The sequence below is a fragment of the Rhodococcus sp. X156 genome (assembly GCF_004006015.1).
In the GTDB taxonomy this organism is placed as follows: domain Bacteria; phylum Actinomycetota; class Actinomycetes; order Mycobacteriales; family Mycobacteriaceae; genus X156.
On the sequence record NZ_CP034766.1, the window covers coordinates 2,787,362 to 2,799,525 of the forward strand.

Annotated in this window: 12 protein-coding genes; 4 read left to right on the forward strand and 8 right to left on the reverse strand. The window is 75.1% G+C overall.

All coding sequences use genetic code 11. The annotated features are described in order from the left end of the window. Positions 1-2: 2 nt before the first annotated feature. The 4 genes from ELX43_RS13185 to ELX43_RS13200 all read right to left on the reverse strand — a co-directional run bounded on the left by ELX43_RS13185 (position 3) and on the right by ELX43_RS13200 (position 3,348). Positions 3-1,079 (reverse strand): tobH protein, encoded by a 1,077-nt coding sequence (locus tag ELX43_RS13185; protein ID WP_127783826.1) that lies wholly within the window; start codon positions 1,077-1,079, stop codon positions 3-5. Then, on the reverse strand, positions 1,076-1,303 hold the full coding sequence (locus ELX43_RS13190) for a Trm112 family protein (RefSeq protein WP_127783827.1): 228 nt from the start codon (positions 1,301-1,303) through the stop codon (positions 1,076-1,078). The genes ELX43_RS13185 and ELX43_RS13190 overlap by 4 nt, the downstream gene beginning before the upstream one ends. 131 nt (positions 1,304-1,434) lie before the next feature. Continuing rightward, positions 1,435-2,796: a phosphomannomutase/phosphoglucomutase gene (locus ELX43_RS13195; RefSeq protein ID WP_127784894.1), complete on the reverse strand. Its 1,362-nt coding sequence runs from the start codon at positions 2,794-2,796 to the stop codon at positions 1,435-1,437. Between the two features lie 144 nt (positions 2,797-2,940). After that, positions 2,941-3,348, reverse strand: a complete 408-nt coding sequence (locus ELX43_RS13200; RefSeq protein WP_127783828.1) for a DUF3499 domain-containing protein — start codon at positions 3,346-3,348, stop codon at positions 2,941-2,943. Positions 3,349-3,420: 72 nt separating this feature from the next. Here ELX43_RS13200 and ELX43_RS13205 point away from each other — a divergent pair, with 72 nt between their 5' ends. Continuing rightward, positions 3,421-3,963 (forward strand): metallopeptidase family protein, encoded by a 543-nt coding sequence (locus ELX43_RS13205; protein WP_127783829.1) that lies wholly within the window; start codon positions 3,421-3,423, stop codon positions 3,961-3,963. Here the strand turns inward: ELX43_RS13205 and ELX43_RS13210 are convergent. Next, a complete protein-coding gene (locus ELX43_RS13210; RefSeq protein WP_127783830.1) occupies positions 3,878-6,130 on the reverse strand; it encodes a hypothetical protein in 2,253 nt (750 codons plus the stop codon). The genes ELX43_RS13205 and ELX43_RS13210 overlap by 86 nt on opposite strands. Before the next feature lie 5 nt (positions 6,131-6,135). Beyond that, a complete protein-coding gene (locus ELX43_RS13215; protein WP_206518262.1) occupies positions 6,136-6,396 on the reverse strand; it encodes a WhiB family transcriptional regulator in 261 nt (86 codons plus the stop codon). A gap of 725 nt (positions 6,397-7,121) precedes the next feature. Here ELX43_RS13215 and cofD point away from each other — a divergent pair. Genes cofD through ELX43_RS13230 form a run of 3 tightly spaced genes read left to right on the forward strand, consistent with a single transcriptional unit; the run spans position 7,122 to position 10,079 of the window. Beyond that, on the forward strand, positions 7,122-8,126 hold the full coding sequence (gene cofD, locus ELX43_RS13220) for a 2-phospho-L-lactate transferase (RefSeq protein ID WP_127783831.1): 1,005 nt from the start codon (positions 7,122-7,124) through the stop codon (positions 8,124-8,126). Beyond that, the gene (locus ELX43_RS13225; protein WP_127783832.1) at positions 8,123-9,475 is read left to right on the forward strand and encodes a coenzyme F420-0:L-glutamate ligase; all 1,353 of its coding nucleotides are present in this window, start codon (positions 8,123-8,125) and stop codon (positions 9,473-9,475) included. The genes cofD and ELX43_RS13225 overlap by 4 nt, the downstream gene beginning before the upstream one ends. A gap of 49 nt (positions 9,476-9,524) precedes the next feature. Then, a complete protein-coding gene (locus ELX43_RS13230; RefSeq protein WP_241248949.1) occupies positions 9,525-10,079 on the forward strand; it encodes an NUDIX hydrolase in 555 nt (184 codons plus the stop codon). A 16-nt stretch (positions 10,080-10,095) separates the two neighbouring features. Here ELX43_RS13230 and ELX43_RS13235 read toward each other — a convergent pair whose 3' ends face one another. Then, positions 10,096-11,016, reverse strand: a complete 921-nt coding sequence (locus ELX43_RS13235; protein WP_127783833.1) for a DNA-3-methyladenine glycosylase 2 family protein — start codon at positions 11,014-11,016, stop codon at positions 10,096-10,098. Positions 11,017-11,029: 13 nt separating this feature from the next. Beyond that, the gene (locus ELX43_RS13240; protein ID WP_127783834.1) at positions 11,030-12,106 is read right to left on the reverse strand and encodes an NDP-sugar synthase; all 1,077 of its coding nucleotides are present in this window, start codon (positions 12,104-12,106) and stop codon (positions 11,030-11,032) included. Between the last annotated feature and the right edge of the window lie 58 nt (positions 12,107-12,164).

The window sequence follows — 12,164 nt, forward strand, 5'->3', positions numbered from 1 at the left end:
GCTCAGCTCGCCAGCCCCAGGTACACCGCGGCCGTCTCGCACCGCGCGGCCAGCAGCAGCAGCTCTGCCGCTGGGTGGTGGCGCAGCGGGCCGTCGTCGAGCGTGCCGAGCACCAGCTCGACGTCCGGCAGCGACTCGCTGAGCGCACGCAGGCGCGTCTCCTCCTCCGCGGTGCCCAGCAGCAGCACCCGCAGGGGCGGCTCGGGAAGGGGCCCGTCGATGTCCGGGTCGTGGAAGATCGGGTCGACCACCGGAGTCGCCACCGCGGCCGGGCCGTGGCGCCGCGAGAGCAGCACCTGGGCCAGCTCGGCGGCACCGACCACCACGGCCGCGTTGCGCAGCAGCGAGGTGGCCACGTGACCGGCCAGCACCACCGCCGCCGGGTGCTCCGCCGCCACCACCAGGCGGTGCCCGGCGCAGCGCAGCGCCAGCAGCTTGGCCGGGTTGGCGAACACCTCGGTGCCCGGCTGGTTGCGGCCGGCCTCGGCGTCGAGCTCGTCGGCGAGGGCCTCCAGGTCGGGGCCCGCCAGCACGCGCAGCGCGCTCAGCACGGCCAGGCCCACCGCGGCGAAGCGGAAGAGCCCCATGCCCTGCGGCAGCGGGAGCCGGGGCGGCAGCAGCAGGGCGCGCCCTGCCGCTGCGGGGGCGAGCAGCCCCTCCTCGGGTGCGGCGAGCACCAGCTCGGCGCCTCGGCCCACCACGCGCCCCACCGACTCCGCCAGCTGCTGGTCGCCGGGGTCGTCGGAGAGCACCACCACCACGTCCAGCGCGCCCACCCAGCGCGGTGCCTGGGCGGCGACCACCACGGGAACGGTGCTGCTGTCACCGCACAGGGCCTGCAGCCACTCCGCGGCGTGGCGCGCGGGCCCGCGCGGGGCGAGCAGCACCACGCTGCGCACGCTGGCGCCCTGCAGCCGGGCCAGGGCGCCCTCGGCCACCGCGGCGGCGACGGCCCGCACGGAGGCCCCGGCCGAGGCCGCACCTCGCAGGCGCCCGTCGGCGTCGGCAGCGAGCAGGCGCTCGGTGTCGTCCAGGTCGGCGGGAGCCAGCGCGCGAGCAGCGGCGCCGGAGGCGGTCATGACGTCGCGGGGTCAGCCGACCGGGGCTGGCCCGGTTCGGGGTGCAGCGCCTCGTCCAGCAGCAGCACCGGGATGCCGTCGACCACCGGGAACGTGCGACCACAGCTGGTGCAGGTCAGCGCGTCCGCGTCGGGGTCGGTGGCCGAGCCGGCCCGCAGCGGGGCGTGCTCCGGGCAGGGGCAGGCGAGGATCTCCATCAGCTGGGGGTCAAGCGAAACAGCCATGGTCATGCCGTCCTCTCCTCGTGCGGGCAACAGGGAACGGGGGTGCGTGCTGCACACCGTCCGTCGGTCGGGTCCAGTGGTTCGCTCCGGCCACCTCGGCGCGGCGACCCGGGGTCCACCGAACACCGTAGTCACCCCCGCACGATCGCGAGCACCTCGTCCCGCAGCGCAGCGACCGCGGTGGCGTCGGCGGCCTCCACGTTCAGGCGCAGCAGCGGCTCGGTGTTGGACGCGCGCAGGTTGAACCAGGCGCCGTCGGCCAGGTCCACGGTCATCCCGTCGAGGGTGTCCACCGACACGGCGCGGTCGGCGAAGGCCTCGCGCACGGCCGCGGTGGCCGCGGCCGCGTCGGACACGGTGGAGTTCACCTCGCCGGAGGCGGCGTAGCGCTCGTACTGGGCCATCAGCTCCGACAGCGGGCGGTCCTGCTCACCGAGCGCGGCCAGCACGTGCAGCGCGGCCAGCATGCCGGAGTCGGCGCACCAGAAGTCCTGGAAGTAGTAGTGCGCGGAGTGCTCGCCGCCGAACACGGCGCCGCGCTCAGCCATCTCCTGCTTGATGAACGAGTGCCCCACCCGGGTGCGCACCGCGGTGCCGCCCAGCTCGGTGACCAGCTCCGGCACCGCCCGGGAGGTGATCAGGTTGTAGATGATGGTGGCACCGGGCTGGACCGCCAGGGTGCGGGCGGCCACCAGGGCGGTCACCGCGGACGGGGACACGGGCTCGCCTCGCTCGTCCACCACGAAGCACCGGTCAGCGTCGCCGTCGAAGGCCAGCCCGAGGTCGGCCGAGGTGGCCAGCACGTGGGCCTGCAAATCCACCAGGTTGGCCGGGTCCAGCGGGTTCGCCTCGTGGTTGGGGAAGGTGCCGTCGAGCTCGAAGTACAACGGCTGCACCTGCAGCGGGAGCGCGCCCAGCACGGCGGGCACGGTGTGCCCGGCCATGCCGTTGCCCGCGTCCACGGCCACCGTCATGGGGCGCAGCGCGGAGCAGTCGACCAGCCCGTGCAGGTGCGCGGCATAGTCGGCGAGCACGTCCTGGTGGCTGACGGTGCCCGGCGCGACGTCCAGGTCGGGCACCTGCTGGGCGGCCTCGGCGCGGATCTGCGCCAGGCCGGTGTCCTGCCCGATGGGCTTGGCCCCCGCGCGACACATCTTGATGCCGTTGTAGGTGGCCGGGTTGTGGCTGGCGGTGAACATGGCCCCCGGGCAGTCCAGCGCCCCGGAGGCGAAGTAGAGCTGGTCGGTGGAGGCGAGCCCGACGTGCACCACGTCCAGGCCCTGCGCCACCACGCCGGCGGCGAAGGCCTCCGCCAGCTCGGGAGAGGAGGCCCGCATGTCCTGGCCGACGACGACGCGGCCGGCGTCGCGCACCAGCCGTCCGAAGGCGGCGCCCAGCTCACGCACCAGGGCCGCGTCGAGCTGCTCCCCGACCAGGCCGCGCACGTCGTAGGCCTTGACCACCGACGCCAGCAGCTCGGTCCGGTCGGCCAGCACCTGGTCGTTCACGCACGCTCCACTCTGTTTGCTCTTGCTTGCTGCGCTGCTCGACTTGCTGCTCGACCTGCTGCGCGGGGCGCCGGTCGGCACGGCTGCCGCGCGCCGACACAGCCTAACCGGCGGGTCTGGCCGGCCGAGTCAGTCGTTGGGGTCGGGCAGGACGCGCAGGTGCCCACGGCGCCCGGTGGTGGCCTCGGCGCTGGGGTGCTGCTCCGAGCGGCCGCCGGTGTCGGAACCGCGCGCCTCCCCCGAGCGGGGCTGCGGGGCGGAGCCGGAGCGGCCGGCCTCGCGCACGGCCTCAGCCAGCGCGGTGAGGTCGTCGTCGTCCGGGCCCTGCGCGGCGAAGCCGCCGACGTGGCGGACGACCTCCCAGTCGCGCGGCACGGTGAGCCGCGTGGCGTGGGTCTCGCACAGGTCGTAGGAGTGCGGCTCGTCGTTGGTGGCCAGCGGCCCGACGACAGCGGTGGAGTCGGAGTAGACATACGTCAGCGTCGCGACTGCGGAACTTGTGCACCCGGGCCGGGAACACCGACGTGTTGACCTCACGGCGGCGACCTTAGCCCCACCGCCCGCGCGGGCCGGGCTCGACTCGCCGGAGGACTGCGTACTCTGCTGCACATGGCGTCCCGACCACTGCCGCGGGTGCGGCGCTCAGCGCGGCGAGCGGAGCTGCGCGGGCGTGGTGTGCGCGGCCCGATCCTGCCCACCACGGTCCCAGCCTGGCGCACCCGGGCCGAGCGCTTCGACGGGTTGGTGCTGGCGGCACTGGCGCCGATCAACCAGCGCTGGCACGAGCAGCTGCGCTCGCTGGACGTGGCGGTGGACGACGTTCCGCCGGTGCGCGCCGTGGACATCGCGCGAGTGCGTCGGGACGACCCGGCCGCCACCTCCTGGCCGCCGGAGGTGATCGCCGACGCGGCGGTGCCGCTGGCCCGGCTGGTGCAGGCCGGAGTGGACCGGCGCGGGGACGTGACGCGGGCCCGCATCGTGCTGTTCCGCCGGCCGCTGGAGCTGCGTGCCAAGCAGCCCGAGGAGCTCACCGACCTGATCCACGAGGTGCTCGTGGAGCAGGTGGCTACCTACCTCGGCCTCGACGCAGCGACCATCGACCCGGACGGCGAGGACGAGGACGAGGACCCGTCGGATCCCCCGCAGGACTGACCGGCACGGCCCGGCGGCGCGGCGGGATCGCCAGCAGCAGGGTGAACAGCAGCACGCCGGCCTGCACCAGCAGCAGGACGCTGCGCAGGGTGTCCGAGCGCTGCACGGTGATCTCGCTGGCGGTGTCCGGCAGCGCCACGCCCACCAGGTGCCCGTAGGCCGGAGCCACCGCCACCAGCGTGCCGTTGATGCGGACGTCCCAGCCCGGCTCGGTGTTGGCGGCCAGCACCAGCAGTCGCCCCTGGGGACCGGCAGAGACGTTCACGCCCAGCTCGGGCGGTGCGGCGGGCACCTCGGTGGTGCCGCGTGCGGCCACGTCGGTGCTGCCCTGCACCCCCGGCGGCTGACCGCCCGTGCGTGCCGCGGTAGCCAGCGCGGGCTCGAGCACCCTGGCGCCGTAGGCGGGCAGCCGCACCCGGAACACGCTGCGGCCGTCGCTGGTGGTGCCGGCCTCGGAGAGCAGCCGAGCTGGGGCGCCGCTGCCCAGCCGCGAGCCGGCGGGCAGCACCACGGCGCCCACCCCCGACGCCGCGGCCTCGGCCACTGCGGCGGCCACGCTGTTCTCCCCGCCCCCGGTGATGGCGGCGCTCCACCCCACCACCCGCGCGGCGGCGTCGGGGGTGGGCACCAGGTCGTTGTCACCGAGCTGCGGGAGCGCGGGCGAGGACAGCCGTGCGGGCTGGTCTCCGTCGGCCGTCACCAGCACCAGCGCCCGCTGCGCGGTCAGGTCTGCGGCGATCGCGGGAGGCAGCTGCGGGGCCTGGCGGGCGCGCACGTCGCCCTGCGAGCCGCCGAGCACCACGCCGACGCCGAGCAGGGCCACCACGGCCAGGCCGAGCACCCCGAGCATGGGGCTGGTGCGGGCGGCGGGCTCCAGCCGTTCCTGCTGGGCCTGCAGGCCCGCCATCACCACGAGGAACAGCCCCAGCGCGGTGAGCACCACGGCCGGGCCGGCGTTGCCGGCCACGGCGGCCGCGTCGGGCAGGCGGGCGTAGCGCTGCGCGGCGATCACCAGCGCAGCGGCCACCCCCAGGCCGGCCACCGCGAGACCGGCCACCATCCGCCAGGTGGGTGCCACGATGATCATCAGCACCGCCACCAGCAGCACCAGCGCTCCAGCGACCGACGTGATGCCTGGACCCAGCGTGACCAGCTGGGTGGGCGAGAAGTCGGCCAGCCCGGGGGTGGAGCCCACCCCCTGCAGCAGCACCGCCGGGTGGTTGAGCAGCACGCCCGGCCAGGGCAGCAGCAGGCCCACCGGCAGGAGGATGACGAAGAAGAGCGAGAAGGCCCGGCGCAGCGCCGTGCCGGGGACCGTGCGCAGCACCACGAACCCGACCAGCACCACCACGAGCACCAGCACGTACATCACCGGGGAGGCGCTGGCCAGCACGGCCAGGCCCAGTGCGGTGCCTGCGGTGGTGGCCAGCCAGCTCGAGCGCGCGGTGGGACGCCCCTGGCGGTCGAGGGCGGCGGGGGCACCGCGCAGCACGCTGACGACCCCGGCGAGCACGACGGGCAGCAGGACGAAGGTGAACACGGTGTCGAGCTGGCCGTCGGCGATGGCCGCAGTGCCGACCGGCAGCAGCGCCCACATGCCGGCGAGCACCGCCCGAGTCGCTGGGCTCAGCCCCGACGAGCGGGTGGCGCAGTAGGCGGACAGGCCGGCCAGCGGGATGGCGGCGAGCAGCACCACGGCCATGGCCAGGGCGGCGCCACCGAAGGGAACCCCGAGCAGGCCGAAGAGCCCGGTGAGCGCAGCTGCGGGCGAGGAGGTGCCGCCGGCGACCGGGTGCCACTCGTCGAGGTAGCTGCGCAGCAGCGTCGTGCTGCCGTCCGGGGTGGGCAGCAGCGCACCGCCGGAGACCGCGGCGCCGATGCGGCTGCGGTTGACGGCGAAGGTCATGCCGACGAGGAAGACCAGCAGCAGCGTCACCGGGGCGGTGACGGCGTGGATCAGGGTGCGGCGGGCGCGCGAGTCGAGAGTGGCGCGCTCCTGCTCCGCCTCGCGCTCGGTGGCGCGGTCACGATCGGCCTGTTGCTGCTGGGCGGCACGGGCCGGGTCACGGAAGTGGGGGGCGGGGCGCGCGGGGCTCCCCTCCGGCGCACGCCGTTCACCCGTGGGGTGCACCAGGTTTGGACCGTCGCTGCCCTCGCCGGAAGTCACCGGCGTCAGACTGCGCTGCGCTTCAACCGGCGACGCTCACGCTCGGACAGTCCACCCCAGATGCCGAACCGCTCGTCGTGGGCCAGGGCGTACTCCAGGCACTCGTCGCGAACCTCGCACCCGGTGCAGATCCGCTTCGCCTCGCGGGTGGAGCCACCCTTCTCGGGGAAGAACGCCTCGGGGTCGGTCTGCGAGCACAGGGCCCGCTCCTGCCACTGCTCGTCGAGATCCCCAGCCCCCGGGTCGGCAGCGAAGAGCATGTCCATCGCATCGGGCACAACAGAAAGTGCGCGACCCTCACGCTTCGTATACCCATTCAGCTCTGGCACGCCAGCCTCCTTCAGCACGTCTTCCCCCAGTAGTTCATCGGTCAAGCTCGCGTCTGATGCAGGTGACGCCCTGTTCCGGCTGCGTTCCGGCCGGTAATAACACTCTTGTAATTAGACCCGACACCGTCCCGAGGGTCAAGCGCCGAAGGCTGGGCGCATTACCACCGCCCTCCGACATTGCTGGTCGGCGACACGATGTGAACTTCGTCATTCTGGCAGTTCGGACAAGGTCCCGCTCGCGCGCCCCGGTCGAGCAACCGGCCGGTCAGAGCCCGGCCAGCGCTCCCCACCCGCTCCCCGGCTGCGCGCGGTCCGCCCCAGCACCCCTGGCCGAGCACACTATCGGCTGCCCTCGACCCCCGCACCCGTTCGACCAGCGCCGTTGGGCGAGCGCCGAGGGCCCGGCGTCGCGGGGAAGAGTCCTCGTGCCGCCCACCCGCGCTGGCCGACCGCGGACACCCGGCTGGCTCATCGGCGCCAGAGGGCTGCCCGAGGGCCGCCTGAGGCCGCGAGGACGACGATCACCGGCCTCGGCGAGCGTCACTCTCCGTGACGGCCACGCCGGAGCTCGGGTGGGCAGCTCTCGCGCTGACGGCCGCTGTCTGCCGCTGGCCGCAACCGCGCGACGGCGCCCGCGCCGGCCCGGAATAGGCTGGCTCCCCGTGAAGGTGACGGTACTGGTGGGCGGGGTCGGCGGAGCACGCTTCCTGCAGGGTGTGGAGACGCTGCTCGGGCTGGAGGCCGGCCCGGGAGGCAGCGGGGATGCAGCCGGCGGCGACGCCCGGCACGAGGTGACGGCGCTGGTGAACGTCGGCGACGACGTCTGGATGCACGGCCTGCGGATCTGCCCCGACCTGGACACCTGCATGTACACCCTGGGCGGCGGAGTGGACGTGGAGCGCGGCTGGGGCCAGCACGACGAGTCCTGGACGGTCAAGGAGGAGCTGGCCGCCTACGGCGCCGACCCCGACTGGTTCGGCCTGGGCGACCGCGACATCGCCACCCACCTGGTGCGCACCCGGATGCTGCGCGCCGGCTACCCGCTGTCGGCGGTGACCGAGGCGCTGTGCACCCGGTGGAAGTCCAGCATCCGGCTGCTGCCGGTCACCGACGACCGCTGCGAGACCCACGTGGTGGTGGACGACCCCACCGACGGAGAAACCCGCGCCGTCCACTTCCAGGAGTGGTGGGTGCGCTACCGCGCCCAGGTCCCCACCCACTCCTTCGTCCAGGTGGGCGCCGAGCAGGCCACCCCCGCCCCGGGAGTGCTCGAGGCGATCGAGACCGCCGACGCGGTGCTGATCGCCCCGTCCAACCCGGTGGTCAGCGTGGGAGCCGCGCTCGCCGTGCCGGGACTGCGCGCTGCGCTGCGCACCACCAGGGCCAAGGTGGTGGGCATCTCCCCGATCGTGGCCGACCGACCGCTGCGCGGCATGGCCGACACCTGCCTGTCCGTGGTGGGGGTGGACACCACCGCCGAGGCCGTGGGCCGGCACTACGGCGCGCGCTCGGCGGCCGGGCTGCTGGACGGCTGGCTGATCGCCGAGGGCGAGTCTGCGGACGTGCCCGGCGTGGCGGTGCGGGCCGCACCGCTGCTGATGACCGACCGGGCCGCCACCGCCGAGATGGCCCGAGCCGCGCTCGAGCTGGCCGGCGTCTCGCTGTGACCTCCTCGGTCGTCGACCACGCGGGACCCGGCGAGCTGCGGCTGCTGCCGGTGCCCGGGCTGCCCGAGTTCCGGCCCGGCGACGACCTGGCTGCCGCGCTCGCCGCGGCCGCACCGTGGCTGGTGGACGGCGACGTGGTGGTGGTGACCAGCAAGGTGCTCTCCAAGGTGGAGGGGCGCCTGGTGCCGGCACCCACCGACCCCGAGGAGCGCGACGAGCTGCGCCGGGAGCTGGTGGAGGCCGAGGCCGTGCGGGTGCTGGCGCGCCGCGGCCGGACGCTGATCACCCAGAACCGCATCGGCGTGGTGCAGGCGGCGTCCGGGGTGGACAGCTCCAACGTCGCCGTCACCGAGCTGGCGCTGCTGCCGGTGGACCCCGACGCCAGTGCCGCGCGGCTGCGCGCCACGCTCCAGGAGCTGCTCGGGGTGACGGTGGCCGTGGTGGTCACCGACACCATGGGCCGCGCCTGGCGGGTGGGCCAGACCGACGCCGCGATCGGCTCGGCCGGGCTGCGGGTGCTGCACCCCTACGCCGGGGGCAGCGACGCGCACGGCAACGACCTGGTGGTCACCGAGGTGGCGGTGGCCGACGAGATCGCCGCTGCCGCCGACCTGGTGAAGGGCAAGCTCGGCGGGGTGCCGGTGGCGGTGCTGCGCGGCTACTCCCCCGTCGACGACGGCTCCACCGCCGCGGACCTGGTGCGCGGCGGGGTGGACGACATGTTCTCCCTGGGCACCGCCGAGGCGCTGGCCCAGGGCCGGGCCGAGGCGCTGCTGCGGCGGCGCTCGGTGCGCAGCTTCACCGACGCGCCGGTGGACCCGGCCGTGCTGCGCCGAGCCGTCGGCGCGGCGCTGACCGCCCCCGCGCCGCACCACACGGCACCGGTGCGCTTCGTCTGGCTGCGCGACCCGGCTGCCCGCACCCGGCTGCTCGACGCGATGGCCGCGGCCTGGCGCGCCGACCTGGCCGCGGACGGCCTGGACCAAGCGGCGATCGAGCGGCGGGTGGGCCGCGGCTCGCTGCTGCGCGAGGCGCCGGAGGTGGTGCTGCCCTTCGCCGTGCCCGACGGCGCGCACACCTACCCTGACGCTGCTCGCACCGCCGCCGAGGAGACCATGTTCACCGTGGCCGGGGGCGCCGCCGTGCAGGGCCTGCTGGTGGCGCTGGCCGCGGCGGAGCTGGGCTCGTGCTGGATCGGCTCCACCATCTTCACCCCCGAGCTGGTTCGCGCCGAGCTGGACCTGCCCGCCGACTGGCGCCCGCTCGGGGCGATCGCGGTGGGCCACCCGGTGCAGCCGCTGGACGTGCGCCCGGGCAAGGACCCCGACGCCGCCCTGGTGCTGCGGTGACCCTGGTGCGTGCGATGGCCCCGGTGCCTGCGGTGACCCTGGTGCTGCGGTGAGCGACCTGCACGCCGCCGCCGTCGCCCAGCTCGGCGCCTGGCTCACCCCCGACCCGGCCCAGAGCGCCCTGCGGCACACCATGCTCGCGTTCCTGGCCGCGCGCGAGGACGCCTGCCAGCGCTCCTGCGCCCCGGGCCACCTCACCGGCTCGGCCCTGGTGCTCAGCCACGACAGCACGCAGGTGCTGCTCACCCTGCACCCCAAGGTGGGCCGCTGGATCCAGCTGGGCGGGCACTGCGAGCCGGGCGACGCCACCCTGGCCGCGGCTGCCCTGCGCGAGGCGCAGGAGGAGTCCGGGCTGCCGGCGCTGACCATCGACCCGGACGTGCTGCACCTGGACACCCACCCGATCACCTGCTCGCTGGGGGTGCCCACCCGCCACCTGGACGTCCGCTTCCTGGTGCACGCCGCGCCCGGTGCGCAGATCGTGCGCAGCTCGGAGTCGGTGGACCTGCGCTGGTGGCCGGTGGACGCGCTGCCGGAAGGCTCCGAGGACGACACGGTGGGCGAGCTGGTGCGCCTGGCTCTGGCCCGGGTCGCCGCCCGCTAGCCACCGCACTCCCTGCTCAGCAGCTGCGAAAGTTGCGCGGGCTCAGCCGGGGGCCGAAGCGCGGCCGCGGCGCTCCGCTGGCCAACAGGTAGCACACCGCGCGGTGGCGCTGCGGGGCGTAGGGCGCCAGCAGCTGCGCCATCCTGTCGTCGTCCACCGGCTGCCCGGCCAGGGCCCAGCCGACGATGGTGGCCAGGTGGAAGTCGCCGAAGCTCACCGCGTCCGGGTCGCCCCAGGCGCGCTGGGCGACCTCGGCGGCGGTCCACTCCCCCACCCCGGGCAGCAGGCGCAGCCAGTCGCGGCCGGCGCGGCCGCCCAGCTCCACCGCGTGCGGCAGCCGGTGGGCCACCGAGGCGGCGGCGAGCAGCGTCCGGCGGCGCTGCAGGTCCACCCCGGCGCGGTGCCACTCCCAGTCGGGCACGGCCAGCACGGCCTCCGGCGTGGGCGGCACCCGCAGCCCCTCCGGTGCTGGGCCCGGGGCGGCCGTGCCGAAGCGCCACACCAGCTCCCGCCAGGAGCGGAACGCCTCCGCGCAGGTCACCTTCTGCTCCAGCACCGCGGCCAGCAGCACGTCCCAGACCACACCGGTGGCACCCAGGCGCAGGTGCGGCAGCCGGTGGCGGGCGGCAGCCACCCGGTCGTGGTGGCTGGTGAAGTCGCGGGGGTCGTCGTCGGCACCCAGCAGCGCGGGCAGCTGGTGCAGGGCCCAGTCGGCCCCGGGCCCCCACGCCTGGGCGCGCACCGAGCCGTCGGCCCGTACGGCCACCGCCACCGACGCCGCCCCGTCCGGGGTGGTGCTGGCCCGCCAGTGCACCGGCCCCACCTGGCGCTGGCTGGGGTCACCCCGGCCGCGGCGCAGCGGGCGCAGGGCGGCCGCGAGGTCGACCACGAAGTCCGGGCGCCACTGCCACACCGGCGCGGTGGTGGTGACGGTCATCCGGGCGCACCCATCACACGTCGGTGGAGAACCGGATGCCGCCCTCGGGGATCTCCACCTTGGGCCACACGCGAGCCCCACGGAGCAGCTCGCAGCGCACGCCGATCACGGCGTCGTCACCGATCACGCCGTCGCGCACCAGGGCACGGGCGCCGATGCGGGCACCGAAGCCCACGATGGAGCGCTCCACCACGGCACCGGCGTCCACCACGGCACCGTCGAAGAGCACGGCGCCGTCCAGCCGCGCACCGGCGCCGACCACGGCGTCGCGGCCCACCACGGTGCCACCGACGAGCATCGCGGTGGGGTCGACCCGGGCGCCGGGCAGCACCAGCGACTCCCCTGGCGTGCCCGGCAGGGCGGCCGAGGGGGCGATGCCGCGAACCAGGTCGGCCGAGCCCCGGACGAAGTCCTCGGGGGTGCCCATGTCGCGCCAGTACGCGGAGTCGACGTGGCCGAACACCCGTGCCCCGTCGTTGAGCAGCGCGGGGAAGATCTCCCGCTCCACCGACACCGCGCGCCCGGCCGGGATGGCCTCGATGATCTCGCGGTTGAACACGTAGCAGCCGGCGTTGATCTGGTTGGTTGGCGGGTCGGGCGTCTTCTCCAGGAAGGCGGTGACCCGGCCGTCGTCGTCGGTGGGCACGCAGCCGAACGCGCGGGCGTCGGAGACCTGCACCAGGTGCAGCGTGACGTCGGCGCGGTTGGCCCGGTGGGTGTCGAGCACCTTGCGCAGGTCGGTGCCGCCCAGCACGTCGCCGTTGAAGACCATGACGGTGTCGTGGCGCAGCGCGGAGGCGACGTTGCGGATGCCTCCGCCGGTGCCCAGCGGCTGCACCTCGTGGACGTACTCGATCTCCAGGCCCACCGAGGAGCCGTCGCCGAAGTAGTCGGAGAACACCTGCGCCTCGAAGGAGGTGCCCAGCACCACGTGCTGCATCCCGGCGGCCCTGATGCGGGAGAGCAGGTGCGCCAGGAAGGGCAGCCCGGCGGTGGGCAGCATCGGCTTGGGCGCAGACATGGTGAGCGGTCGGAGCCGGGTGCCCTTGCCGCCCACCAAGATGACGGCGTCGGTCTCCTGCGGTGCCATATGAGTCCCTCCGTGGCCGCGTCGTTGCGGCGAGTCGTGCCCTGGGGTGCCGGAAGTG

What these genes read in the sequence shown, in the direction of transcription:
- ELX43_RS13185 (WP_127783826.1), bottom strand. Translation starts at nt 1,079, where the DNA reads ATGACCGCCTCCGGCGCCGCTGCTCGCGCGCTGGCTCCCGCCGACCTG.
- ELX43_RS13190 (WP_127783827.1), bottom strand. Translation starts at nt 1,303, where the DNA reads ATGGCTGTTTCGCTTGACCCCCAGCTGATGGAGATCCTCGCCTGCCCC.
- ELX43_RS13205 (WP_127783829.1), top strand. Translation starts at nt 3,421, where the DNA reads ATGGCGTCCCGACCACTGCCGCGGGTGCGGCGCTCAGCGCGGCGAGCG.
- ELX43_RS13215 (WP_206518262.1), bottom strand. Translation starts at nt 6,396, where the DNA reads ATGGACATGCTCTTCGCTGCCGACCCGGGGGCTGGGGATCTCGACGAG.
- ELX43_RS13235 (WP_127783833.1), bottom strand. Translation starts at nt 11,016, where the DNA reads ATGACCGTCACCACCACCGCGCCGGTGTGGCAGTGGCGCCCGGACTTC.
- ELX43_RS13240 (WP_127783834.1), bottom strand. Translation starts at nt 12,106, where the DNA reads ATGGCACCGCAGGAGACCGACGCCGTCATCTTGGTGGGCGGCAAGGGC.